Source organism: Peribacillus frigoritolerans, from assembly GCF_004358755.1.
Classification (GTDB): Bacteria; Bacillota; Bacilli; order Bacillales; family Bacillaceae; genus Bacillus_P.
The window spans coordinates 376302-400236 of the sequence record NZ_SMZY01000003.1 but is presented as its reverse complement, the minus strand read 5'-3'; the positions used below and the strand labels follow the sequence as shown (position 1 = coordinate 400236).

Annotated in this window: 28 protein-coding genes and 1 other RNA gene; 26 read left to right on the top strand and 3 right to left on the bottom strand. The window is 41.3% G+C overall.

Going from position 1 to position 23935, the window contains the following annotated elements; translation table 11 throughout:
- The first annotated feature begins 94 nt into the window (after positions 1–94).
- From smpB to E2R53_RS15450, 13 genes are all read left to right on the top strand, one after another.
- Positions 95–565, top strand: a complete 471-nt coding sequence (smpB, locus tag E2R53_RS15505; protein WP_133312642.1) for an SsrA-binding protein SmpB — start codon at positions 95–97, stop codon at positions 563–565.
- 167 nt (positions 566–732) lie between these two features.
- Positions 733–1096, top strand: a transfer-messenger RNA (tmRNA) gene (gene ssrA, locus E2R53_RS15500).
- A 211-nt stretch (positions 1097–1307) separates the two neighbouring features.
- A complete protein-coding gene (locus E2R53_RS23335; protein ID WP_165971006.1) occupies positions 1308–1475 on the top strand; it encodes a hypothetical protein in 168 nt (55 codons plus the stop codon).
- 344 nt (positions 1476–1819) lie between these two features.
- A complete protein-coding gene (locus tag E2R53_RS15495; RefSeq protein WP_133312641.1) occupies positions 1820–2149 on the top strand; it encodes a hypothetical protein in 330 nt (109 codons plus the stop codon).
- A gap of 28 nt (positions 2150–2177) precedes the next feature.
- The gene (locus tag E2R53_RS15490) at positions 2178–2438 is read left to right on the top strand and encodes a metal-sensitive transcriptional regulator (protein WP_070874466.1); all 261 of its coding nucleotides are present in this window, start codon (positions 2178–2180) and stop codon (positions 2436–2438) included.
- 84 nt (positions 2439–2522) lie between these two features.
- Positions 2523–2750 (top strand): sulfurtransferase TusA family protein, encoded by a 228-nt coding sequence (locus E2R53_RS15485; RefSeq protein WP_133312640.1) that lies wholly within the window; start codon positions 2523–2525, stop codon positions 2748–2750.
- 18 nt (positions 2751–2768) lie between these two features.
- On the top strand, positions 2769–3248 hold the full coding sequence (locus E2R53_RS15480) for a DsrE/DsrF/DrsH-like family protein (RefSeq protein WP_133312639.1): 480 nt from the start codon (positions 2769–2771) through the stop codon (positions 3246–3248).
- Positions 3249–3275: 27 nt separating this feature from the next.
- Positions 3276–3635, top strand: coding sequence for a rhodanese-like domain-containing protein (locus tag E2R53_RS15475; protein WP_133312638.1), 360 nt, complete (start codon positions 3276–3278; stop codon positions 3633–3635).
- Positions 3636–3648: 13 nt separating this feature from the next.
- On the top strand, positions 3649–3930 hold the full coding sequence (locus E2R53_RS15470; RefSeq protein ID WP_133312637.1) for a rhodanese-like domain-containing protein: 282 nt from the start codon (positions 3649–3651) through the stop codon (positions 3928–3930).
- A 50-nt stretch (positions 3931–3980) separates the two neighbouring features.
- Positions 3981–4547 (top strand): sulfurtransferase TusA family protein, encoded by a 567-nt coding sequence (locus E2R53_RS15465; protein WP_133312636.1) that lies wholly within the window; start codon positions 3981–3983, stop codon positions 4545–4547.
- A 47-nt stretch (positions 4548–4594) separates the two neighbouring features.
- Positions 4595–5722: an MBL fold metallo-hydrolase gene (locus E2R53_RS15460; protein ID WP_133312635.1), complete on the top strand. Its 1128-nt coding sequence runs from the start codon at positions 4595–4597 to the stop codon at positions 5720–5722.
- A gap of 26 nt (positions 5723–5748) precedes the next feature.
- A complete protein-coding gene (locus tag E2R53_RS15455) occupies positions 5749–5976 on the top strand; it encodes a sulfurtransferase TusA family protein (RefSeq protein ID WP_133312634.1) in 228 nt (75 codons plus the stop codon).
- Between the two features lie 49 nt (positions 5977–6025).
- Positions 6026–6802, top strand: a complete 777-nt coding sequence (locus tag E2R53_RS15450; RefSeq protein ID WP_133312633.1) for a sulfite exporter TauE/SafE family protein — start codon at positions 6026–6028, stop codon at positions 6800–6802.
- Positions 6803–6837: 35 nt separating this feature from the next.
- On the opposite strand, the gene E2R53_RS15445 is transcribed toward E2R53_RS15450, so the two are convergent.
- Both E2R53_RS15445 and E2R53_RS15440 read right to left on the bottom strand, forming a co-directional pair.
- The gene (locus E2R53_RS15445) at positions 6838–7206 is read right to left on the bottom strand and encodes a YidH family protein (RefSeq protein ID WP_353653481.1); all 369 of its coding nucleotides are present in this window, start codon (positions 7204–7206) and stop codon (positions 6838–6840) included.
- 214 nt (positions 7207–7420) lie between these two features.
- Positions 7421–7954: a DUF6944 family repetitive protein gene (locus tag E2R53_RS15440; RefSeq protein ID WP_133312631.1), complete on the bottom strand. Its 534-nt coding sequence runs from the start codon at positions 7952–7954 to the stop codon at positions 7421–7423.
- 207 nt (positions 7955–8161) lie between these two features.
- On the opposite strand from E2R53_RS15440, the gene E2R53_RS15435 reads away from it, so the two are divergent.
- The 12 genes from E2R53_RS15435 (at position 8162) to E2R53_RS15380 (ending at position 20734) form a co-directional block, all read left to right on the top strand.
- Complete coding sequence (locus E2R53_RS15435; protein ID WP_133312630.1) at positions 8162–8776, top strand: PH domain-containing protein; 615 nt, start codon at positions 8162–8164, stop codon at positions 8774–8776.
- A gap of 407 nt (positions 8777–9183) precedes the next feature.
- The gene (locus tag E2R53_RS15430) at positions 9184–10377 is read left to right on the top strand and encodes a hypothetical protein (protein WP_133312629.1); all 1194 of its coding nucleotides are present in this window, start codon (positions 9184–9186) and stop codon (positions 10375–10377) included.
- A gap of 78 nt (positions 10378–10455) precedes the next feature.
- Complete coding sequence (locus E2R53_RS15425) at positions 10456–11403, top strand: GDP-mannose 4,6-dehydratase (RefSeq protein WP_133312628.1); 948 nt, start codon at positions 10456–10458, stop codon at positions 11401–11403.
- On the top strand, positions 11357–12310 hold the full coding sequence (locus tag E2R53_RS15420) for a lysylphosphatidylglycerol synthase transmembrane domain-containing protein (RefSeq protein WP_286166226.1): 954 nt from the start codon (positions 11357–11359) through the stop codon (positions 12308–12310). The genes E2R53_RS15425 and E2R53_RS15420 overlap by 47 nt, the downstream gene beginning before the upstream one ends.
- A complete protein-coding gene (locus tag E2R53_RS15415; protein WP_133312627.1) occupies positions 12298–13776 on the top strand; it encodes an alkaline phosphatase family protein in 1479 nt (492 codons plus the stop codon). Before E2R53_RS15420 ends, E2R53_RS15415 begins: the two co-directional genes overlap by 13 nt.
- A complete protein-coding gene (locus E2R53_RS15410; protein ID WP_133312626.1) occupies positions 13773–14537 on the top strand; it encodes a glycosyltransferase family 2 protein in 765 nt (254 codons plus the stop codon). Before E2R53_RS15415 ends, E2R53_RS15410 begins: the two co-directional genes overlap by 4 nt.
- A 74-nt stretch (positions 14538–14611) precedes the next feature.
- Positions 14612–15367: a hypothetical protein gene (locus tag E2R53_RS15405; protein ID WP_133312625.1), complete on the top strand. Its 756-nt coding sequence runs from the start codon at positions 14612–14614 to the stop codon at positions 15365–15367.
- 28 nt (positions 15368–15395) lie between these two features.
- On the top strand, positions 15396–16319 hold the full coding sequence (locus E2R53_RS15400; protein WP_133312624.1) for an FTR1 family iron permease: 924 nt from the start codon (positions 15396–15398) through the stop codon (positions 16317–16319).
- Between the two features lie 102 nt (positions 16320–16421).
- Positions 16422–17858 carry a hypothetical protein gene (locus E2R53_RS15395; protein WP_133312623.1) on the top strand — a complete coding sequence of 479 codons (1437 nt, stop codon included), beginning with the start codon at positions 16422–16424 and terminating at the stop codon, positions 17856–17858.
- 186 nt (positions 17859–18044) lie between these two features.
- Positions 18045–18851: an SGNH/GDSL hydrolase family protein gene (locus E2R53_RS15390; protein ID WP_286166224.1), complete on the top strand. Its 807-nt coding sequence runs from the start codon at positions 18045–18047 to the stop codon at positions 18849–18851.
- Positions 18844–19761: an ABC transporter ATP-binding protein gene (locus E2R53_RS15385; RefSeq protein ID WP_133312621.1), complete on the top strand. Its 918-nt coding sequence runs from the start codon at positions 18844–18846 to the stop codon at positions 19759–19761. Before E2R53_RS15390 ends, E2R53_RS15385 begins: the two co-directional genes overlap by 8 nt.
- Positions 19754–20734 carry an ABC transporter permease gene (locus tag E2R53_RS15380; RefSeq protein ID WP_133312620.1) on the top strand — a complete coding sequence of 327 codons (981 nt, stop codon included), beginning with the start codon at positions 19754–19756 and terminating at the stop codon, positions 20732–20734. The genes E2R53_RS15385 and E2R53_RS15380 overlap by 8 nt, the downstream gene beginning before the upstream one ends.
- Positions 20735–21056: 322 nt before the next feature.
- Here the strand turns inward: E2R53_RS15380 and katA are convergent, their stop codons facing one another.
- A complete protein-coding gene (katA, locus tag E2R53_RS15375; RefSeq protein WP_133312619.1) occupies positions 21057–22514 on the bottom strand; it encodes a catalase KatA in 1458 nt (485 codons plus the stop codon).
- A gap of 282 nt (positions 22515–22796) precedes the next feature.
- On the opposite strand from katA, the gene E2R53_RS15370 reads away from it, so the two are divergent.
- Positions 22797–23717: a cation diffusion facilitator family transporter gene (locus E2R53_RS15370; protein ID WP_133312618.1), complete on the top strand. Its 921-nt coding sequence runs from the start codon at positions 22797–22799 to the stop codon at positions 23715–23717.
- Positions 23718–23935 lie beyond the last annotated feature (218 nt).

Sequence of the window (23935 nt, the reverse complement as noted above, 5' to 3'; positions counted from 1 at the left end):
AAACGTGAAGGATGGGAGCCTCTCAGGCTTCCTTTTCCATTCATATTTTGATAAAATAGAGGCTATCGCCAAAGAGAGAGATGGGGGATGCAGCATGCCAAAAGGAACAGGCAAAGTCTTGGCTCAAAACAAAAAAGCAAATCATGATTATGCAATTGAAGAAACATATGAAACAGGCATTGTTTTGCAGGGAACGGAAATCAAAGCGATACGTGCAGGACGCGTGAACTTAAAGGATTCTTTTGCGAGAGTGCAGCAGGGAGAAGTATTCCTTCATAACATGCATATTTCACCGTACGAACAAGGCAACCGTCACAACCATGAGCCGCTAAGAACCAGAAAGCTATTGCTTCACCGCAAGGAAATCAGCAAGCTCATCGGACTGACCAAAGAAGAAGGTTATGCGCTTGTCCCATTAAAAATTTACTTGAAAAATGGGTTTGCAAAAGTTTTAATTGGTTTAGGACGGGGTAAAAAGAAATATGACAAACGTGAAGATCTAAAGAAAAAAGAAGCAAAACGAGAAGTGGAACGCGCTTTCCGCGATCGGCAGAAAGACAATTAATTTACATTAACTTACAATTGATTTCTTGTCTCTATCTGATATAATAGAATTTGTAAGACAAACCAAAATTTCATATTCGCTCTGATTTTTCATGAGCGTTTCCGTTTCCCTTTAAGGGACTTCCCATAGTGAAGCTGGATTAACTTCCATGCAGAACTTATTATCATGGGGACGTTACGGATTCGACAGGGATAGTTCGAGCTTTAGTTGCGAGTCGAGGGGATCGTCCTCGTTAAAACGTCACGCCAATAATAACTGGCAAAACTAACAACAACTTCGCTTTAGCTGCTTAATAACAGACTATAGCGGTTCCTCCCTCCATCGCCCATGTGGTAGGGTAAGGGACTCACTCTAAGTGGGCTACGCCTGATGCCTCCGTCTGGGGATAAAGGAAGAGACCAATCAGACTAGCTGCTCCGACGCCCGTTGATAGGCATAAGAGTTAGCGAATCGCGAATATATCAACTACACTCGTAGACGCTTTAGTGGCGATGTTTCTGGACGTGGGTTCGACTCCCACCGTCTCCACCATACATATTTGGTGACTAATTACTATACGATATAAATAACGGACTTGCCAATGAGGCAGGTCCGTTTTTGGTTTCTCTGAAAAGTTTGTTATCAATCTCAAAAGTGTTAATATGGAATTGAATTGGGAATTTCAGGAGGATACAAAAAATGAAAGTTATAGGCTATCGATATGTTTCAGTCTCTGAGCATAGTATGGATATTGCAGACTTTTTTGAAAATCATGCTGCAGCTCATCGTTGATGATGCAGATGAGTTTGCTCAGTTTGCGTCCGCTAAAGGGGTAAGGCTAGATGGTCCAATGATTGAGAATGGTGAAAAAATCTACTCATTGACTGCTCCTGACGGGATGCAGGTAACCTTACATTCAACAGCTGAATAAAAACCTGTTAAAAAGCCAGAATCATCGCGATTCTGGCTTTTTCCTACACTTTGATATACCGCCCTTCTTATGTAAAACCATCGCAACAATTGTCCAAAACAAGAGCATGATCAAAGATGTATTCTGCGGAAAAGGAGTTAGTTAGCCTTTCTCACTAATCGTCCTGCATTCATCTCTTCACCACTCTTACTTATAAGAGTTATTTAAGCAACAAAAAGTTCATTTTACAGGAATTTATTTCTAAAGGTAAAAATAAATCAATACAGTTGACAAAATACCCTAATGGGTATAATATGAGTCTTGTTCACATCAATTCCTTCATCAAGGAAATTTGGAGGGTATAGATGATTTATTTTATTACAAGTATAATAGTACTTACATTTATCTTTATATATAATCGGTATTTTCCGGTACGGGGAATCCGCTGCAGCAATATGCCCGAGCTGGAATTGGGCAAAATAGATGTTGTAGACTTAAGAGACTACAATGAGTCATATAAAGATCCGATTCCTGGTGCGATGAATATTCCGATTGCTTATTTAAACAGATACTACATGGAAATCCAGCATAAGAATATCCATGTGATTGCATCGGATAAAAGGCAAAGAAATTTTGGCATCCGCGTTCTGAAGCAAAAAGGATTTCAGGTCACTGGATGTACGATTGCGAGATGAAATCAGCATAAGTGAAAGGAGAGTCAATATGGAGTACAACGATCAAATGAAAAACCGGGTGAAACGGATTGAAGGCCAGTTAAGAGGCATTTTGCGTATGATGGAAGAGGAAAAAGACTGTAAAGATGTGATTACACAGCTTTCTGCCACTAGAACAGCCATTGACCGTACAATTGGAGTAGTCGTCAGCTCTAACTTGGTTGAATGCGTCCGTGCAGCAAATGAGGAAGGCGAAAACACAGAAGAACTTGTAAAAGAAGCGGTGAATCTGCTTGTGCGAAGCAGATAAAATAAAAGGGTTGACACCCTCTTTATTTTTAACTAGTATTATACCCATAGGGGTAAAGGTAATTACGTAAGGGAGGAAGAAGAAATGAATATCGATAAGGTTTTAGATGCAAAAGGATTAGCATGTCCGATGCCGATCGTCAAAACAAAAAAAGCAATGAATGAACTTGAAACAGGCCAAATCTTAGAAGTCCTTACAACAGACAAAGGCGCCAAAAATGATTTAACGGCATGGGCTGCTTCTACAGGCAACGAAATGGTTGATATGAAAGAAGAAGACAATGTTTTTGTTTTTTATATAAAAAAAGGATAATCAAGGAGGAAAAACAACATGACTGAAACTAAAAAAACAACAATCGTTCTATTCAGCGGAGATTATGATAAAGCAATGGCAGCTTATATTATTGCAAATGGTGCAGCCGCTTACGACCATGAAGTAACAATCTTTCACACATTCTGGGGGTTAAATGCTCTTCGAAAAGATGAACCTATTACAGTTAAAAAAGGCTTCATGGAGAAAATGTTCGGCAAAATGATGCCAAGAGGCGCAGATAAAATGGGGCTTTCAAAAATGAACTTTGCCGGAATGGGTCCTAAGATGATTAAAGACGTCATGAAAAAACACAATGCCATTCCGCTTCCGCAGCTAATTGAAATGGCGCAGGAACAGGACATTAAGCTTGTTGCTTGTACAATGACTATGGATCTGCTTGGACTTCAGGAAAAAGAGCTTTTGGACAATATTGAGTATGCAGGTGTTGCTGCTTATTTAGCAGATGCAGAAGACGGCAATGTCAATCTGTTTATCTAAGATTAATCCAGAAAGGCGTGAACATGCTTGGAGATCGTTAATTATATTCTGATTGGTCTGCTGCTTCTTTTCATCATTAAACGTTTTATTCCTGCTAAAGGAATCAAATCAATATCAGTTGAGCAGCTGAAAATCGAATTGAAAAATAGAAACAAACAGCTTATTGATGTGCGTACACCAGAGGAGTTTAAAGGGAATCATCTAAAAGGTTTCACAAATATTCCTATCCACCAATTAACACAAAAAGCAAACCAGCTCTCAAAGGATAAAGAGGTTATCGTCATCTGCCAAAGCGGAATGAGAAGCCAAAAAGCAAGCAAAACACTGAAAAAGTTAGGATTTAAAGAGGTAACAAACGTAAAAGGCGGAATGAACGCCTGGAGTTAAGGAGGAAATGAACATGAAACAATTGACTGCAAAAGAAGTTGAAACTACTTTAGATCCTTTAAATGTCATTGATGTGCGTGAAGCGGATGAAGTAGCGTCAGGTAAAATTCCTGGAGCAGTAAACATTCCTTTAGGCCTTTTAGAATTCCGTATGCATGAGCTTGATAAATCAAAGGAATACACAATGGTCTGCCGTTCTGGAGGAAGAAGCGGACGAGCCGCACAATTCCTTGAAGGCCAAGGTTTTAAGGTTATTAATATGACTGGCGGTATTTGGAATGGAAAAACCGAATAAATTTTTTTACTTCAAAATATACCCCATTAGGTAAATAGGAGGAATTATTCATGAACTCATTAAAAACAGATATCACTTTAGATGCAAAAGGACTTGCATGTCCAATGCCAATCGTAAAAACGAAAAAAGCAATGAAGGATTTAGACGCAGGCCAGGTTCTAGAGGTTCTGGCAACAGATAAAGGATCAAAGGCTGACTTGAAGGCATGGGCAGGAAGTTCAGGCCACCAGTATATAGGAACGATTGAAGATGGAGACGTTTTAAAGCACTATTTAAGAAAATCATCAGGCGAAGAAACGGCTGAAAGAAATTATCCAAATGTTAGCAGCAATGAAGAACTTGAACAGAAGCTTGCAGCAGGGAACATTGTCGTGCTGGATGTGCGTGAAGCAGCAGAATATGCTTTTAATCACATTCCAAATGCGGTCTCTATTCCGCTTGGAGAACTTGAAGACCGTTTGGGCGAGTTAAATAAAGAAGATGAAATCTACGTAGTATGCCGTACAGGAAGCAGAAGTGATTTTGCCGCTCAAAAGCTTGCTGACAATGGTTTCACGAACGTGGTAAACGTTGTGCCGGGCATGAGCGAATGGTCTGGAAAAACGGAAAATATTTAAGCGCAAATTTTTTTAATCAAAAATATACCTTAGGGGGTAAAGTGAAAATGACTTTACAAGCTATGACTACAAAAGAAGTAACAAAAAAAGTGTTTAACAAAGAATCCTTGTTTATATTGGATGTGCGCAACGAAAGTGATTTTCGGGATTGGAAAATCGAAGGTGAAAACTTCAGCTATCTGAATGTCCCTTATTTTGATTTGCTTGATGGCGTAGAAGAAATTATGGGCAGCATTCCTGCAGATCAAGAAGTGTTAGTTGTGTGTGCTAAAGAAGGATCATCCATTATGGTAGGCGAGATGCTTGCAGAGGAAGGGCTGTCTGTATCTTATCTAAAAGGCGGAATGAAAGCATGGAGTGAGCATTTAGAGCCTGTAAAAGTTGGAGATTTAAAAGATGGCGGCGAAATTTATCAATTCGTGCGCATCGGTAAAGGCTGTCTCTCTTATATGATTATCTCAAATAATGAAGCAGCAATTATCGATTCAACGCGTATGACAGATATTTACCTTGAATTTGCAAGGGAAAAGGGTGCAGAAATCAAGCATGTATTTGACACGCATCTTCATGCCGATCATATTTCAGGCGGCAGAATCATCTCTGAAAAAACGAATGCAGCTTACTGGCTGCCTCCTAAAGATGCAGGAGAAGTTACATTTGAATACAAGCCGTTAGAAGGCGGAACAGATGTCACAATCGGAAGTACAACAATTAACATTCATGCTTTGTATTCTCCTGGCCACACGATCGGATCGACATCATTTGTGATTGATGAGAAGTTCCTGCTTTCAGGAGATATCCTATTCATTGATTCAATTGGAAGACCTGATCTTGCTGGCATGGCAGAAGACTGGGTGGGTGATTTGAGAGAAAGTCTTTATACACGTTATAAAGAGTTATCTGAAGAGTTAATCGTCCTTCCGGCACACTTTATGATCATTGATGAACTGAATGATGATGGCAGTGTTTCTGAAAAATTGGGTGTCCTGTTTGCAAAGAACCACGGTTTAAACATTGAAGACGAAAACGAATTCAGAAAGCTTGTTACTGAGAATTTACCGCCTCAGCCAAATGCTTATCAGGAAATCCGTGAAACAAACATGGGGAAAATCAATCCTGATGAGGAAAAACAGCGTGAAATGGAAATTGGTCCAAATCGCTGTGCAGTACGCTAATTCAAACAAATAGGAGGAATTTAGACATGGAAACAGCAAAAGTATTAGATGCAAAAGGACTTGCATGTCCGATGCCGATCGTGAAAACAAAGAAAGCAATGAATGACCTTAAAAGCGGTCAGGTGCTTGAAATTCATGCAACAGATAAAGGGGCTAAAAATGACCTCGCTGCATGGGCAAAATCAGGAGGACATGAAGTTGTAAAACACGAAGAAGAAAACAAGGTATTCAAGTTCTGGATTCAAAAAGGATAAAAAGAAGGGAACCATGCAGGGTTCCCTTCTCTTATTAGGAGGTATAACCATGGATTTTGCATTTATCATAACCATTTTCTTAATCGGTTTTATCGGTTCTTACATTTCCGGGATGCTCGGAATTGGCGGTTCCATCATCAAATATCCGATGCTTCTTTATATACCGCCGTTGTTTGGTTTAGCAGCTTTCAGCGCACATGAGGTATCAGGCATCAGTGCGGTTCAAGTTTTCTTTGCCACTATAGGCGGGGTGTGGGCCTACAGAAAAGGCGGATACTTAAATAAAACGCTGATCATTTATATGGGTGCAAGCATTCTGATTGGAAGCTTTATCGGAGGATTCGGTTCGAAGACGATGTCTGAGGAGGGAATCAACCTCATCTATGGGATCCTCGCACTAATTGCGGCTATTATGATGTTTATACCTAAAAAGGGGATCGATGATATTCCTCTTGATCAGGTTACCTTTAATAAATGGCTTGCAGCTGTCCTTGCATTAATCGTAGGGGTCGGGTCTGGGATTGTAGGTGCAGCCGGAGCATTCTTATTGGTGCCGATTATGCTGGTAGTACTGAAAATTCCTACACGCATGACGATTGCGTCGTCTCTCGCCATCACATTCATATCATCGATTGGTGCAACAGTCGGGAAAATCACCACGGGACAGGTTGACTACTACCCTGCGCTCATCATGGTTGTGGCAAGTTTAATTGCTTCTCCTCTTGGAGCGATTGCAGGAAAAAAAGTAAATTCGAAAGTGCTTCAAATCATCCTCGCGGTCCTGATTTTTGCTACTGCAGTGAAGATTTGGATGGACATTTTATAAGAAAAGCAGCGGATATCATTCCGCTGCTTTTTAGGCTAAATAATAATCATAAAATAAAAGGCAAAGCCCAAAATGAATAGTAAGATAATAAACGAGAGAAAAATAACAATATTCTTCGACGGCTCAAACGTCTGGCTATCAATCTGCTTCATTTTTTTCAAATAGTCATATGTAGAAAAGAGGACAATCGCTATTCCTGAGATGATCGAAACGATTCCAGTGCCCATTGTAATGGTGTCTGCAAGAGAAGAGAGCTTAGACAAAAAGGTGAAATGGATGTTCGTCATCAAAAAACCAATACCGATAATGGCAATAGAGGTTCTGATCCAGGCAAGGTAGGTTCTTTCGTTCGCAAGATGCTGCTGTATGTAATTTGAACTGACTGTTTTTTTCAATACACTCACTCCATTAATGGCTTCTCTTTTCATTAAATACTATATAGGGTATTTTTACAAATGTTTTTACTATTGCAGGCGAAAGGGTTTAAGAATGCCATCAATATAAAAGGCGGATACACATCATGGGAAAACGGAAATCTTCCTACGACAAAAGGTGAGTAAATAATAAAGAAAGGGCAGTGTCTAAAATTGACGCTGCCCTTCTTTCCTTAGAAGGTATTCAGTATTTCGTTTCTCCAATGGCTGAGATAATGGACCCAATTGCCTGAATCCAGCTTCCGACTGTGTTGATGTTTCCGGGATCTTCATTCCGAAGCTGCATACCGCCTGCAATAGCCTGCAGGGAATTTCCTATTGCCTGAAGAAGATTGCCGTATATACTGTACAGCTGTTCGATCGACTTCTCCTGCTCTAATGAATAAGCAATGCCTAAACCCCCTCCTGTCGCCTGAAGGAGATTGCCTTGAACATCAAGAAGTGTCTGAGTGCGTTCGCTGAAATCTATGATAATTCCTGTGACAACTGTTGAGTTCCCAATTGCCTGAATCATATTGCCGATTTTGTTTAAGTTAAATGAGTCAATTGTATCTGCAAGGATTGCATTGCCGGTCCCCTGCAGAACATTCCCCCATAAATTTAAGTTTTCAAGCTGCTGATCTGTGAGCACTTTTGAGGGTGTGCTTCCAACAGCCGCAGTCACTGTTCCAATTGCCTGGATCCACGCTCCAAATACCGCTTTCTCCTTATTGCTCATCGTTTGACCGCCTACTGTCCAGTTTCCGTTCCTATTTTATAAGATATGCAGAGGAAAAATGAGTGTAACTTTTTGCTCAATAAATTGGCGCTTGTCTCATTTTTTATTTAAAAAAAGCCTTTCCTTACAAGCAAAGAAAAGAGTTTTCAATCTTATGAACTCTTGTTAAAATTAGGGAGATGCAAAACAAGGAAGGATGAAAAAGCCATGTTTAAAAAACTAGCTTCAGAGGCATTAGGGTTATCCGATATTGGTACGATTATTAGTCCGGCTGATTATGACAAAACAGATGCAGATGATTATGTGATGCACGAGGATAATGAGAAGATCTATTTTTTAATTAAGACAAAGGCAGATGAATATTGCTTTACAAATCTTTCTTTTATTCACGTAGACGGGGCAAATGCCGTCTCTTCTAAAAGAACACTTAAACGCTATCCTTACGCACAGTATAAATTTTCAGATGTGCTGCTGGAAACAGCCGGTAAAATCGATATGGATGTAGAAATAAAATTCAGCCTCGGCAGCCAAAGGTTTGATATTGATGTAAGAAAAGATCAAATTGAACAGCTGAAAGACTTATATAAATCTCTTCTTCGCATTGCTGAAATCACACATGAAAATGCTATATACATAGATATGGCATCAAGCAGTCTTGATAAAGCCGTAAACATCCTTCAAAACTCCAGAACAGACAACAATAAACTCTCTGATACATACAGAGACCTGACCGATTTTGGCTTTACTTGGATGACTTCTGTCCGCGAGCAGTATCATATTAAAGATTTCGGCGAAGTTTTTGAAAAATATATTAATAACTGATGATAGAAAGTCTGCTCATATTCGGGCAGACTTTTTTATTGTTTTGCTTTTTTCATAAACTTTGTTGCTTATAGACTAAATGTTAAAAACCTTAAGCGGATTGCAACGGAAATCAACAGACAACATTTGTAATCAAAAACAATAATCTATGTGAAAACAGCCTATTGTTTAGAGAAATTATACATTTTATAGATTGTGAAAATCACAAAAAAGGATATCTCCGTATAGCTCCTAAGTATTCGTGCAGATCTGCTGCTATGCAGGGGAAGTCGCTGAAAGCTTTGAATGAAGGCTTAATCCCATTGACAGAATATCAAAATTATATTGACAATGAGAATCGTTCTCTATTATAATGACGTAGGACTTATTGAAAATCATTATCAACAACATTACAGGGGGAAAACAGCATGTCATTTAAGTGGACGATTCTATCTGCAGCACTTGCATCAGCACTGCTAATCAGCGGTTGTTCAAAAGAAACTGCGCCTGAAGATAAAGAGGAAAAAGCGGGTACCGAAGAACAGACTAAATCAACTGCTGAAGAAAAAACTGAAAAAGAAGCATCATCAGAGCCCGAAACGGTTGTGAAGGCATATACAGATGCTGTTGCTGAGCTTGATAAAGCGAAAGAAGATCAAGAAGTTGATTTTTCAAAAGTAGAAGAATTATATAAAAGCGAGCTGCAAACGCTCGTAAAACAGCGTGACGCCGAATTTGACGAGAATATCGATCAAACCATTACCGCTGCTTTAGAAGCAGGAAAAAATGAAGAAATGAATCCTGTCGTAGTCAGACAGCTTTTTGACAAATTGATGCAAAAAGAATTCTTCCAGACGATGCGCCATGAGTTCACAGAGATTGATGAAAACTGGGGCAATAAAGAAGAAGTAATGGAAGAATACGAAGAAGCAATGAGTTTTTATGGAGCCATTGAAGGAACGGTTGAGAAAAGGGATGCTGCCTATGAATCAAATATGCAGGATGTCATCGCAGGCGGCTTTGATGAAATGAAAAAAGCAATTGAAAGCGAAGATAAGCTTTCGTTCTCACTTGGAAAACAAGTGGTTGATAAAACTTTAATGAAGACATTCTATTATGCGGTAGGCGCTTTGCCGAACGGATATGCAACAAAGGCATCTGAAGCGGCTAAAACAGATGAAACAGAAGCAAAAATCGAGCAGGCTGAAGGATGGGCGTTTTATCAATCCGTTTATCCTTACCTGCAAAAGCATGCAGCTGAAGATGCTGATTACATCTTGAAACAGCTTGATTTGCAGACAGACGCTAAAACACTTGATGCAGAAATGATCAACAAAGCATTTGTACGTGGCTTTGCAAAGATTGCCCTTCATGAGTATGAAGAAAGCAAAGAAGCCTTCGGTGAGGAAAAAGGTTCGATCACAGCTATTGAAGGTGCGTTATTCATTAACATCATTGAAAATGACATCAAAACGATTCTTGGAGAAGAAGAAACAACTAAGCTTACTGAAAATGCTCAAGGCTATTTAGATGCTGCCAAAGCAAATGACAAGGAAGCAGCAGATCAATACATGCCGCTTTTAGAAGAGAGCTTAAATAATCTCATTGAAAAAGCAAAATAATATGTTATAAAAGAAGGAGCCTTGTTTGCGGACAAGGTTTCTTCTTTTTACACAAAACGCAAGGCTTAAGGAGAAAATATGAAAACACTTATTACTGGCGGTGCAGGGTTTATCGGCAGCCATCTTGCCATTCGGCTTTTGAATAGCGGAAACCAGCCTATTCTGCTGGACAATCTGGACCGTGCCGAACAGAATTCAAGAAAGCTTTATCAATTACAGCAAGTAAATAGGGCGGGCAGTGTTCCTTATTATGAATGTGACTTGCTGGATAGAGACAAGCTTATGAGCATCATTAAGATGGAGAAGCCTGAGGCGATTGTCCATTTAGGAGCGCTTGCCGGAGTCAGCCCCTCCCTGCAGAATCCATCCGCTTATATAGATGTTAATATTCAAGGAACAAATCATATTCTGGCCTGTGCAGGTGAACTTCAGGTTAAACATGTCATCTTCGCTTCCTCCTCATCTGTCTATGGGGAACAGTTTGATGTGCCGCTGGCGGAAGATATGGTTACAGGAAGAGTTCTATCCCCTTATGCAGCCTCAAAAATGGGGGCAGAATCCCTCTGTCACGCCTTTCACCACATGTATGGTTTTCAACTGAACATTCTTCGTTTTTTTACAGTCTATGGGCCTTGGGGAAGGCCGGATATGGCATTTTCCACATTTATAAGACGAGTCATGAACAATCAGAACCTGTCCATTTTTGGACAAGGAACAGGGCGTGATTATACATATATTGATGATATTGTGACGGGAATTATGCTCACGCTTGTGTCTTCTGAAAGTGATGTATATAATCTCGGTTCAGGACGTCCTGTGCTCATGACGGAGGTTATTAATCAGCTTAGATCACACTTTCCAAATTTACAGCTTCAATACGAAAAAGCGAGAAAAGGCGATGTAACCTCTACTTGGGCAGATATCTCCAAAGCAAGATTAAAGCTTGGATATGCCCCTTCTATATCCTTTAAGGAAGGATTTGAACAAACCGTTGCGTGGGCTAAGGAACATCCCGATATTATTTAATCTGATTGGAATTGCTTTAACCCTGCTGTTTATCTGGTTAAGCATACTGGTTTTTCAGCCGGCTTCTTTATATGAGCAGCTGAAGTCGCTTTTAGAAAAGCCTTTTGTATTGCTTGCGCTTGTCATTTTTTATTCAGCAGCTTTTGTCCTTCGTGCTTTTGCCTGGAGGCTTTATCTGCAGAATAAAGTCTCTTTGCAAAAATGCCTTGCCGGTCTGCTGTACAGTTTGTTCATTAATCATTTATCACCATTAAAAGTCGGAGATGCTGTCCGGGCAGCCGTATTTAAAAATGATAAAGAAGTGACGCTTAGGCAAGCGGCACATTCGGTAGTTGTCCTAAGGATGCTGGATATGCTGATTCTTGTTATTTTCTCAGGGACCGGTCTTTTGTACCTGTATGGAAAATTACAGGTGAATTTACCGGTCCTCACCGTTTTGGCAATGGCGGCAGCAGCTGTTTTTATAACTGTAAAGATAAAGTTTCCAGGCTTTCTGAAAGAACAGATCAGTCAATTGAAACAAGGATTCAGAGGTTTGCATGGTGCAGTCATTATCCTTCTTGTTGCCTTAAGCTGGATTTTTGAAGCAGTTGTCATTTTTGGCATCGCCTCACCTGAAAGCCTATCTTTTATGGAGGCTGTCTGGGTTAATAGTGTAACCATTTCCGGACAGGTGTTTCAGGTCACACCTGGAGGCGTCGGCACATACGAAACCGTGATGACATTTGCCCTTAATATAACGGGAGCAAGCATGAAGGAAGCCTATGAATATGCCGTGATCAGTCACGGATTTAAGTTTGTTTTCTCTTATGCAGGAGGAATTGCAGCTTTTCTATTATTGCCGCTCCAGGTAAGGGAGCTGACCTATTTTATGAAGAGAAAGGAGAGGTTGAAGTGGAGAAAGTAAAACAAGCATCCAAGTTTGAAAAAATAGCTGCGTGGTGCTGGAATTTGTTAAATGAGGGCAAACCCTTTACTCCAATTTTTTCTGTGGGAACCTTTTTATTGTTTCACTTCTATTTATTAGGGGAGGGCGCGTTTTGGCCTGCTTTTGCTTTATCCCTTATTTTTATCGTTCCATTGCTCGTTATTTATTATCTTTACGATTTTCCATTATTTTTAAGAAATTATTTATGGATTCCTATTATTGTTTATTTAATTATGTTTGAAGGGGCTAATATCGGACTTCTCCTGTTTGCAGCCGGTTTATATTTCTTTTTCACGGTTTTTTTCTGGGGAACGTTTTATTATCACTTGCGAATCGGAACGTCCTGGATGAATTTCACCCGTTTTTGGAAACTGGTTCTTAAAAACAGTGATTCTACCAGCGGAAATGCTCAGGAGCAGCTTCCAAAATTCATTCTCATTCTGTCTGTATGGGATTATTCCTTCAGCATCCTTTCAAATGGAGGTTCCGTTCAGGATGTAAACTGGCAGTCTCTTCTCCTGTTTTATGGATCACTGCTGATTTATACGTTCATTCTTCATAAATACCTGTTTGACTGGAAGCCAAAGCCGGTTTCATCGTACACCCATAATGCGGAAGTGCCTGAAAAAGGAGTCAATGACAAGGTAGTGGTGATTGTCATTGATGGAATGAGAAAGGAACGATTTGAAGAAGCGGATACCCCCTATTTAGATTATCTCCGTAAAAACGGAACAGAATTTGCGAAAATGGAGACGGTCTATCCTGCGAGAACGGTCGTCTGCTTTTCATCAATGTTCACCGGAACCTATCCGTTTGAGCATGGGATCAAATCAAATATGGTCTGGCGCTTCGGAGTCCGTACAGAAAGCATCTTTGATTCGCTCAGACGTGTTAAGAAAAAAGGAAAGATGCTTGCTGTTGCTCATTTAGTCGATGCGTTCGGTGATGATGTGGAGACATTCACGGCTGTGATGAAAAACGATGTTGTAGATTATAAAATTATGGAAAAAGCGAAGCAGATCATGGATGAACAGGATCCCGAGCTCTTTATTGTTCAGCTGATTTCAACCGATCAGACAGGTCACAGCAGGGGCGTATTTTATGATGAATATCTTCAAAAAATAAGAGAGGCCGATCAGCTGGTCAAAAACTTTATAGAGCATTTAAAAGAGACCGGTAAAGCTGAGAATACAACCTTTATCATTTGTGCCGATCATGGACAGGCTGATGGGATTGGCGGTCACGGTCATCTTGATGAAGGCGAGCGGATTGTGCCCTTTTTCATGTATGGACCAGCCATTCAAAAGGGCAGCGTGGTAGAGGAGAAACACAGCCTCGTCTCTGTAGCGCCGACACTTGCATATTTACTTGGAGCGCCATATCCATCGCACAGCAGGGGTCCTGTGCTTACTGAGGCCTTTAAGAAGGAAGGGAGCGCTAAATGAAGAAACAGAAAGTAGTCGTCTTTTTGCCGGCTTACAATGAGGAAAAATCAATTGGGCCTGTCATCAAGAACGTGCCGCGTCATTTTCATGAAGAAGTCGCAGTAGAGGTGCTCGTCATAGATGATGGTTCATCGGACAATACGGTTAGAACAGCCAGAGCAGCAGGTGCAGACCATATCCTCTCTTTGAAAAAGAATGGAGGGCTGGGTGCTGCTGTCCGAACCGGTCTCAAGCATAGCTATGAGCTTGGGGCAGATATTGCGGTGATGATTGATGCTGATAATGAATATCCGGCGGATGAAATCCCTAATCTGCTTCAGCCGATCTTTGCAGGTGAAGCGGATTATACGATGGGATCGAGGTTTCTCGGCTCAATTAAAGGGATGAAGCTTCACCGCAGATTGGGAAACTACTGTTTTACCCTGCTGCAGTCACTGCTTCTTAAAAAATGGATTTACGATGGCCAGTCAGGAATGAGAGCTTTTTCCCGCCAGGCTATAGAGCATGCTGAGATTATTCATGACTATAATTACGCACAGGTAGTCACCTTGAACCTTGTCCGCAAAGGGTTTCGCGTTCAGGAAGTGCCGATTACCTATCAAGTCAGAACTGAAGGTCAATCCTTTATCAAATTCAGAAAATATCTGTCATCTGTCATTCCGGCCATTATAAAAGAAATGCGCCGTCCAGCTAAAAAAGTATCCATAAATAAAAGCGCACATGTTTTACATTCATTTAGAGAAAATAAGAAATGCTCCTAGAGTATTTTTTATTTTCTTATTTTTTATTGACAATAAAAATGAGAATCATTATCATTATTTAGGGAGGGCAGACAATGAAAAAAACTTTTTTATCACTAATTGTACTTATCCTTATCAGTTTACCTATACATAACAGCGCATCTGCTTATTCATACGGAGATCCGAATGAAGAAAAAATTGCGGAAGCCTATAAAAACATGCAGGTTCAGCTGGATGAAAGTCCCCCTGACTTTGCTGAAGCAAAGAAAATCTATCAAACTGTTCAAGAAGAGATTGATATGCACATGGGGCCGGAACCAACACAGGTCATCATGGACAATATTGAAAATGAGAATAAAGAAGAACTTGTTCAAAACATGGAGAAGCTTCTTGCAATGAATATCAGCCGCCGCCTTGAAAATGTCGATGAGAATTTTAAGGACTATGATACAAGCAAACGGCTGCTTGCAAAAGGATTTGCGACTTACGAGGCACTTTCTCCGCGCGTAGCTGAAAGCAGCAAAGAGATGGACACTGAGATTAGAGACGAATTCAATAAAGCATTGGAAGCACTAGGCAATCCAGGCTTGTTCGGAGTCGGGAAATCAGAAGCAAGTCAAGATGCATTTAACGAAAGCAAAGAAATCATTTTAACGGATCTTAAAAAAGAATTTGGCATAGAAGATTTTACATCCGGTCATTTCTCAGCTGATGAAGGGGAATCAACAGCTTCAGAGACGACTGACTGGACAGATTTAGCTAGCTTAAAGAACTGGCTTCCGATTGTCATTATAGTGTCAGTCCTGGCGCTTGTCGCTGTCTACGCAATCAGAAAAAGGAAGAAGCAGTAGCCATATATATTTTAAGGAGGGGATGAACATGCAGCTTCAGGCGTTTCTTATTACATTCCGTGAGGTCTTGGAAGCCTTATTAATTGTAGGAATTATTACAACTTACTTAAAGCGTACAGATAATCAAAAATTTGTAAAGTTCGTCTGGCTTGGAGCAGGTCTTGCGGTCTTTGCAAGTTACCTTGTGGCTCTTGTTTTTCAAGTAGTATTCACAGGGTTTGCGGCGATGGGCAGTGAAATGTACCTGAAGATCTCGATTATTTTCATCTCCTCCATTCTTTTAACTCAAATGGTCTTTTGGATGGCTGAGCACAGCAAAAATATCAAATCGACCGTTGAAGGAAAGATAAATCATTTTATTACGGCAGGCAGTGTAATCGGAATGGTTATTCATTCATTCTTAGTTGTAGTACGCGAAGGGGTAGAAACGGTGTTTTTCTTCGCTGCTATTACAGGAGGAAACATTGGAGCGGCTTTGCAGGGATGGGGAGCTATTTCAGGGCTTCTTGCCGCTTCACTCGTCAGCTACCTATTCTTTAAAGGAACAATGAAAATTTCGCTTAAAGCTTTCTTTAGAATAACGGGAGCGTTTATCGTTCTCATTGCAGCCGGTCTTCTCGTTCAGGGAATATCCATGCTGCAGGATTTAAAGATAATCGGCAGTGTGATGCCGCACGTTTATAATATTACCTGGTTTCTGCCTGAGCATCCGATTGACTATGCTCACTACTTGCGCGATCACGGAACAGCACCGCTGCTGTCCGGTGATATCGGCATTTTCTTAAAAGCTTTCTTAGGATATTCATCCATGCCTTCATTGGAAGAAGTCCTCGCGTATCTGGGCTATTTCGCGACAATCTATTTGCTTGTCTTCACAAAGAAGCCTGTAAAAGCTGAGAAAGCAGCGCCTAAAGATAAAAAAGTACTGAAGCCTGAGGCTCGTATAGGATAAAAAATACAAGGCGATCCGCCTTGTATTTTTTTTAGAGTTTATATGAAATGCTGCACATCTGACCTGGCTGCTGCGCTTTCTACTTAGTAAAGGAGTTTTTGCATGAGCACGATCCTTAAGACAATTAGCGCTGCAGCCATCCTGCTGGCAGCCGTTTATTTTAGATTTATATACAGCAGTCCGTATGCTGCCACATGGGATCAGGTTGATTTTGCGCTGGCGCTGGACAGATACGATCTGCTCGCCATGCAGCCGCATTTTCCAGGCTATCCTTATTTCATTCTCGGAGGAATGATTACACATATATGGGTGGATAACCCTGCACAGGCACTGTCTATTTTTAATCAGACGATTGTTTTGTCTGCGTGTATCCCCATCTATTTTTCAGCAAAACAGTACATCGGCGCTTTGCCGTCCTTAATGGTCGTCATGCTGCTTCAAACGAACAGCTATTTATCCATTCTCTCCGCTCAGCCAATGTCTGAAGGGGCTGCGATCGGAGTTTTATGGTGGTATTTATGGGCTGTTTATCTCGCATTCAAAAAAAACTCCATTTGGATGAAGCTACTTCCGCTGTTCCTGTTCAGCCTGCTGATGGGAATTCGGCTTTCTTACGCTCCGTTTGGGTTCGCCATCGTTTTTTTATGGATTCAGGATTATAAAGAAAGCAAGAATATGAAAAGGATTGCATTTTTTGCGTTTGCTGCCGTGCTTTTTCAAAGTATTTGGATTGCTGGGCTGATTATGAGTGAAGGCAGCCTTCCTGGGTTTATCAAGCTCTCTTATGCCTTTATTGCCGGCCATTTTACATCCTGGGGAGGAGCGGTAACGGAATCTGGGGAACCGATCTGGTCCCGTCTATACCGATTAACAGTGCAAAATGTTGGCTTTACAGGCATGATGTCGCAATCCTATCTCTTGCTCCCGGCAGCTGCAGGTGTGGTTGTCTGGTTTTTCATGAGCCTGAACAAAGAGGCAAGGACGGAATTTTTCAATCGTCATAAGCTGCTGCTGAGTTTGACGCTGTTCTATTCTCTCTGGAATTTGTTTGCACAAAATATCGATAAACCGCGTCATTCCTTTCCGATTGCGATGCTGCTTCTGTTTGCAATATTTGTCTTTTTGGCAGGGAAGACAAAAAAAGGACAAAATGTTTTGATTATGCTGGCAGCCCTGCAGCTTGGTGTAAGTGTTCCTCTTTTAAAAGAACAGGGAGAAAGCAAGCCTGCCGTCTATCAAATGGCTGAGTACCTCGATGAGCAGGAGGAGCCTTTAATCGTCTATACTTGGGAGGAGACACGGGTATTATCCTATTTATCTGTCCCATATGATCATAAACGCTACTACTCGTACCCTTACTTTCAAAAGGATGTATCCTATCAGGAAGGGAAGAACATTTATTTGACCAATCATCTTGCAGAAGGATTTGAAAAGCAGGGAATTGATTTAGCGGACCGGCTTGAAAAAACTAAGGAATTTCATTCGAACCCTCTTTTTGATCCGGTTTATGGAGAGATTGTTCTATACAGGCTCAAGTAGCGGTAAAAGAAAAGGAAGACTTGCTGTTGGAGGCAAGTCTTTTTTATAGGGATAAACAAACTCTAAATATGGCGATTACTTGAACAAGGCTTCTAATTATCTGAAAATGGACGTATTCATAGTTGCTTATTTGTTTTGAATTCATGTAAATTGATGGGTAACAAGTTTTTAAGAAAAGGTGATCGTTTGAAAATAAATACAGCGAAGTTTATTGCAATTTTATCCGTACTTGCGACAGTCTTATGGATTTTTGGTTTGGGCTGGACGATTAACAGCTATTTTTTCAGCAAGCCGGATGCCAAAGTACAATCGGATACTGCTAATGAAGCCGAAGTCAGCAAATCAGATGGAGACTATCAAATTGTAGCACTTGGCGATTCATTGACGCGCGGAACAGGTGATCAGTCAGGTAAAGGGTACATTGGCTATTTAGTGGATGAGCTTAAAGAAAAAACAGAGCGGGACATTAAGCTTTCGAATTTAGCGATTAAAGGCCAAGTCTCTGATCAGGTAGTGGAGCAGCTTCAAAAACCGGAGATCAGAAGACAGATCAGCGCCGCAGATACAATTGTTATGACCATTGGCGGAAATGACCTTTTTCAAGGCGGACAGGCACTTGAGAATTTGTTATCAGCGGAAAATGATCAGGCTAAAGCGAAATATCTAGCGAATTTAAACAAAATCATTGGGGAGCTTCGCAAGGTAAATCCTGAAGCATCTGTATATTATGTGGGTCTTTACAATCCCTTTAATGACCTGGAGGATGCAAAAACAACTTCTGCTATTGTAAGGCAGTGGAATTTTGAATCTGCTGAAATTGCAGCGAACTATCCAAAGGTTGTCATGGTTCCGACATTTGATTTATTTGAGCAGAATGTAAACGATTATTTGTACAGCGACAAGTTTCATCCGAATTCAGAAGGCTACAAGCTGATTGGAGAGCGGCTGTCATCTTTAATCGTGTTCAGCAGGGAGGGAAATCAGGATGACTAACTCAAACCAAACACTGGTGGTTGAAAATCTCCGGAAGAAAATAGGCAAAAAAGAAATCATCAAAGACATCTCTTTTCAGCTTGAAAGGGGAGAAGTGTTTGGATTTCTGGGTCCAAATGGCGCAGGCAAAACAACAACGATCCGCATGCTTGTCGGATTGATAAAAGCAACGTCAGGCAAGATTACCATCTGCGGTCATGATCTTAAGTCTGACTTTTCAAATGCCATCAAAAATATTGGCTGCATTGTTGAAAATCCTGAACTGTATCCTTATTTGACAGGACTTGAAAACCTTCACTATTTCTGGAGAATGGTTCCCGGCCTTCCTAAGGAGCGCATCGATGAAGTCGTAGAGCTTGTCGGTCTGCAAAACCGGATTGGCGACAGGGTGAGCACTTATTCGCTGGGAATGCGCCAGCGCCTTGGAATTGCTCAAGCATTATTGGGCAAGCCGAACGTGCTGATCTTAGATGAGCCGACAAATGGACTTGATCCTGTGGGCATCAGAGAGATGCGGGAATTCATTCGCTTTTTAGCTGAAAAAGAAGGCTTGAGTGTTCTTGTATCTTCCCATTTACTAAGTGAGATTCAATTAATGTGCGACAGGGTCGCAATCATTTCTAAAGGGGCCATTCTTAAAGTTGATACAGTCGAGCATCTACTTGCTGAAAAAGAACGGGTCATCTGGAGACTAGATCCTTTTGAAAAAGGAAAGGCCATCTTGGCGGGAGAAACAACCCTGATTACGGAATATGAAGATAGAATCGTTACCTATAATGAGGAAGAAAGCATACCCGAATGGAATGAGAAATTAGTTGGAGCCGGGGTAAAAGTGCGTGAGATTCAGACAAAATTGCCTACACTTGAAGATTTGTTTATCGAGCTGACTGAAGGTGAAACCATTGATTAACCTTGTCTATAATGAAATGATCAAAGTTATCCGGAAAAAGCGCCTTTTCATCATTGCCGGCATTTTAGCAGTACTCGTCGGACTTTTCACATATGCACAAATGAAAGAAGCGAAAACCCTGCAGGAAGAATTGGGAACAACCGACTGGCGTTCTCAATTGCAGCAGGAAATTATCAATGCCCAAAACAGATTGAGCTCTAGCGGCATCTCAGCAGAATGGAAGAAATACCTGCAAATCAGGATGGAGCAGCAGCAGTACTACCTGGATAATGACATTAATCCGAGCGCACCAGGAGCCCCAACCTTTATGAGGATGTTTGCCGAAAATTCAATTGACCTCCTGCTGCCGCTGATGGTCATGGTCATTGCAGCCGATCTCGTCTCTTCAGAGGCAACAAGGGGTACAATCAAGCTGCTGTTAACAAGGCCGGTTAAACGGTGGAAGATCTTATTAAGCAAGTACATCACATTAATATTATCGGTCTCTTTTATCGTCTTATCGCTCGGAGTGCTGTCCTATCTCATATCAGGAACCGTCTTCGGATATGGGGGATGGAACATGCCGATCTTGACCGGATTTACCGTTCAGGGAGAGGACTTGAATACCGATCAGGTGCGATTGGTAGAACAGTGGCAGTACATTTTAATGGAACTTGGATTAGTATGGTTCGTGGCGGTTGTCGTCGGAACCTTGACTTTTACACTCTCCGTGCTCATGAAAAGCACTGCCTCTGTTATGGGAGTCATGCTCGCAGCATTGATTGCAGGAGCGATTTTGGCGAATATGGTTTCCTCATGGGAATCAGCCAAGTACTTTTTCATGGTCAACCTAAGATTGACCGATTATGTAGCCGGTATGGCACCTCCTATCAACGGGATGACACTGGGCTTCTCCATGAGTGTCCTCGGCATCTGGGCAGCGGCTGGACTGATTGTTTCGTTTATCGTGTTTTCGCGAAGGGATATTTATTAAATGGCAGCCGCTTGGGAGCGGCTGTTTTTTTATTTGGCTCTTTTCGTAAATATTGCTGCTACCAGACTAAATGTTAAAAACCTTTAGTGGAGCGGGAAGAAACGGGCAACTTTTATCATGTAAAACAACAATCTATGCGAAAACAGTCTTTTATTTAAAATGAGGAATTTAGTTAGAATAATGAAGTTTTCGGTTTGGCTATTGACAAGAAATCGTTCCTGTAACCTTATCAATCTATAAAAAAAGCACCCGCCAACTAAGCGGGTGCAAAAGTGAGAATAAATCCTGAGAACGAATTTGTAAAGCTATTCCTTTAATTTACTTAAACATGCTGCGGAACCTGAAGTCCAAGTCCCTGAGCTACACGCTGGCCGAATTCGGGATCAGCTTTATAAAGATGCGCGATTTGGCGCAGTTTGATTTCATCTTTCGTGACCGGTGCCATTGCTTCAACATAGTTTTGAACAAGACGGGCACGCTCTTCTTCGCTTTGGAGGCGATAAAGGTCTCCAGGCTGAGTGTAGTGATCGATATGATCATAAGAGACGCTGTCTGCAACGCCTTGAACTGGGAATGCAGCCTGTTTGTTTTCAGCTGATTCTGATGGTCCGCCGTAGCTGTTCGGCTCGTAGTAGACGGAGCCGCCGCCGTTGTTGTCAAAACGCATTTGGCCATCGCGCTGGTACGTGTGGACTTCATTTTTAGGACGGTTAATCGGCAGTGCCTGATGGTTCGCTCCTACACGGTAGCGATGTGCATCATGGTAGGCAAACAAACGGCCCTGAAGCATTTTGTCCGGTGATACGTCGACTCCGGGGACAAGTGTTCCAGGAGAGAATGTAGCCTGCTCGACTTCTGCAAAGTAGTTTTCCGGATTGCGGTTTAGAACCATTCGGCCAACCTCAATTAACGGATAGTCTTTTTGTGACCATACTTTAGTGACATCGAATGGATCGAAGCGATATGTGTCCGCATCTTCTAAAGGCATGATCTGCACGTACATTTTCCATGCAGGGAAATCGCCTTTTTCAATGGCATTAAACAGGTCTTCTGTGTGGTAGTCCGGATTTTCTCCAGCAATTTTAGCTGCAAGTTCCGGAGCAAGGTTTTGGATGCCCTGTTCTGTTTTAAAGTGATATTTGATCCACACGCCGTCGCCTTCAGCATTTGTCCATTTAAATGTATGGCTTCCGAAGCCATGCATATGACGGAATGTTGCCGGAATACCGCGGTCAGACATCAAGATTGTTACCTGATGAAGAGATTCGGGTGAAAGAGACCAGAAATCCCAAACAGCATCTGGATTTTTCAAGTGTGTTTGCGGATGGCGCTTTTGTGTGTGGATGAAATCAGGGAATTTAATGGCATCGCGAATGAAGAAAACCGGCGTATTGTTTCCGACCAAGTCATAGTTTCCTTCTTCTGTATAGAATTTCAAAGCAAATCCGCGCGGGTCGCGCACTGTATCAGCTGAACCGTTTTCTCCGGCTACAGTTGAGAAACGGACGAACATCGGTGTGCGTTTACCCACATCTGATAAGAAATTTGCTTTTGTATATTTTGTTACATCATTTGTTACTTCAAAATAACCATGTGCCCCTGCACCTTTTGCATGAACGACGCGCTCAGGCACACGTTCTCTGTTAAAGTGTGCAAGCTTTTCTAAAAGGTGGACATCCTGAATTAACGTTGGACCGCGAGAACCTGCTGTTATTGAATTCTGGTTGTCCCCGACAGGCGCACCCCAACTAGTAGTAAGATTTTTTCTCTCATTACTCATAAATCGAATCACCTCATAGTTTTATATTATTTAACCCATTTACAATGATAACATCTCTCAGTAAAAAATCAATATTATTTTATAATTATTATAAATAAATAGTTTGTAAAAACTATCAATCCAATAAATTCGTTCTTCAATCCTGAAATCCCCTCTTTTAACTTTCTTTAATGAAAAATATGGGGGATGTAAATCATAAATATATCTTGCAATTATTAAAATTTTTTGAAATAATTAATATATGAACACATACTCATACAATGCGGATTGGGGGAATTGAAAATGGGGCACTCGCATAATCATCACGGCCATGACGGGCATCATCACCACCATACAAGCAATAAAAAGGCGCTCCTGCTGGCATTTTCCATTATCACTCTTTTCATGATTGTGGAAGTGATCGGGGGATTGATGACAAATAGCCTGGCACTGCTGTCTGATGCGGGACATATGCTCAGTGACGCAGCAGCATTGGGTTTAAGCTATCTTGCAATGACATTTGGAGCAAAAGGCGCTTCAGCATCTAAAACGTTCGGCTATAAAAGGTTTGAGATTTTGGCTGCCTTTATTAACGGCCTCACATTAATCATTATTGCACTCTATATATTCGCAGAAGCATATCAGCGCTTTATCGATCCGCCTGAGGTCATCAGTTCAGGCATGCTCTTGATTTCAAGTATTGGCCTGCTTGTCAATATCGCGGCTGCTTTTATCCTGATGCGTGGTGATAAGGATGAAAATCTGAATGTAAGAAGTGCTTTCCTGCATGTTATTGGCGATATGCTTGGTTCTGTGGGCGCAATTATCGCGGCGCTTGTTATTATGTTTTTTGGCTGGGGTCTGGCAGATCCGATCGCGAGTATTATTGTTGCGGTGCTGATTATCATCAGCGGTTTCCGCGTGACGAAGGATTCTTTTCATATTTTAATGGAAGGTGCACCTGGGAACTTGAAAACGGATGATATTCGGGCTGCTCTCCTGACAATGGAGGAAGTGTGCGGTGTCCATGATTTGCATGTATGGTCGATTACGTCAGATTTCCCGGCGCTAAGCTGTCATTTAGTAGTAGAGAGCGGGGAGAATCAGCAGGACTTATTGAAAAAAGCCAACCGGATTCTGCATGATCAATTTGGACTGCATCATACTACGATTCAAATTGATCGAAAAGATCCAGCCTGCTGCGGGGATGATCATTGTAATTAAAAAAGAGACACGGTTGTGTCTTTTTTTTTGTGGTGTTCGGTTCTTGGTTTTTTCATTTCTAAAATAAGCGAATTTTGCTAATAAATTCATGAATTTGGCTAAATCAGCCTGACCAGATTTATTCCGTTTTTACACAATGTCTAGCTCCACCACCCAACTCCTCTGCCAGAACGAATCCGCCAGTAAAGGCAAAAAGCGCCTTCACTGGCTGAGACTTA

Excerpts from the sequence above, each read along its gene's own strand:
- smpB (WP_133312642.1), top strand. The coding sequence starts at position 95 with ATGCCAAAAGGAACAGGCAAAGTCTTGGCTCAAAACAAAAAAGCAAAT.
- E2R53_RS15495 (WP_133312641.1), top strand. The coding sequence starts at position 1,820 with ATGATTTATTTTATTACAAGTATAATAGTACTTACATTTATCTTTATA.
- E2R53_RS15490 (WP_070874466.1), top strand. The coding sequence starts at position 2,178 with ATGGAGTACAACGATCAAATGAAAAACCGGGTGAAACGGATTGAAGGC.
- E2R53_RS15485 (WP_133312640.1), top strand. The coding sequence starts at position 2,523 with ATGAATATCGATAAGGTTTTAGATGCAAAAGGATTAGCATGTCCGATG.
- E2R53_RS15480 (WP_133312639.1), top strand. The coding sequence starts at position 2,769 with ATGACTGAAACTAAAAAAACAACAATCGTTCTATTCAGCGGAGATTAT.
- E2R53_RS15470 (WP_133312637.1), top strand. The coding sequence starts at position 3,649 with ATGAAACAATTGACTGCAAAAGAAGTTGAAACTACTTTAGATCCTTTA.
- E2R53_RS15465 (WP_133312636.1), top strand. The coding sequence starts at position 3,981 with ATGAACTCATTAAAAACAGATATCACTTTAGATGCAAAAGGACTTGCA.
- E2R53_RS15460 (WP_133312635.1), top strand. The coding sequence starts at position 4,595 with ATGACTTTACAAGCTATGACTACAAAAGAAGTAACAAAAAAAGTGTTT.
- E2R53_RS15455 (WP_133312634.1), top strand. The coding sequence starts at position 5,749 with ATGGAAACAGCAAAAGTATTAGATGCAAAAGGACTTGCATGTCCGATG.
- E2R53_RS15450 (WP_133312633.1), top strand. The coding sequence starts at position 6,026 with ATGGATTTTGCATTTATCATAACCATTTTCTTAATCGGTTTTATCGGT.
- E2R53_RS15440 (WP_133312631.1), bottom strand. The coding sequence starts at position 7,954 with ATGAGCAATAAGGAGAAAGCGGTATTTGGAGCGTGGATCCAGGCAATT.
- E2R53_RS15435 (WP_133312630.1), top strand. The coding sequence starts at position 8,162 with ATGTTTAAAAAACTAGCTTCAGAGGCATTAGGGTTATCCGATATTGGT.
- E2R53_RS15430 (WP_133312629.1), top strand. The coding sequence starts at position 9,184 with ATGTCATTTAAGTGGACGATTCTATCTGCAGCACTTGCATCAGCACTG.
- E2R53_RS15425 (WP_133312628.1), top strand. The coding sequence starts at position 10,456 with ATGAAAACACTTATTACTGGCGGTGCAGGGTTTATCGGCAGCCATCTT.
- E2R53_RS15410 (WP_133312626.1), top strand. The coding sequence starts at position 13,773 with ATGAAGAAACAGAAAGTAGTCGTCTTTTTGCCGGCTTACAATGAGGAA.
- E2R53_RS15405 (WP_133312625.1), top strand. The coding sequence starts at position 14,612 with ATGAAAAAAACTTTTTTATCACTAATTGTACTTATCCTTATCAGTTTA.
- E2R53_RS15400 (WP_133312624.1), top strand. The coding sequence starts at position 15,396 with ATGCAGCTTCAGGCGTTTCTTATTACATTCCGTGAGGTCTTGGAAGCC.
- E2R53_RS15395 (WP_133312623.1), top strand. The coding sequence starts at position 16,422 with ATGAGCACGATCCTTAAGACAATTAGCGCTGCAGCCATCCTGCTGGCA.
- E2R53_RS15385 (WP_133312621.1), top strand. The coding sequence starts at position 18,844 with ATGACTAACTCAAACCAAACACTGGTGGTTGAAAATCTCCGGAAGAAA.
- katA (WP_133312619.1), bottom strand. The coding sequence starts at position 22,514 with ATGAGTAATGAGAGAAAAAATCTTACTACTAGTTGGGGTGCGCCTGTC.
- E2R53_RS15370 (WP_133312618.1), top strand. The coding sequence starts at position 22,797 with ATGGGGCACTCGCATAATCATCACGGCCATGACGGGCATCATCACCAC.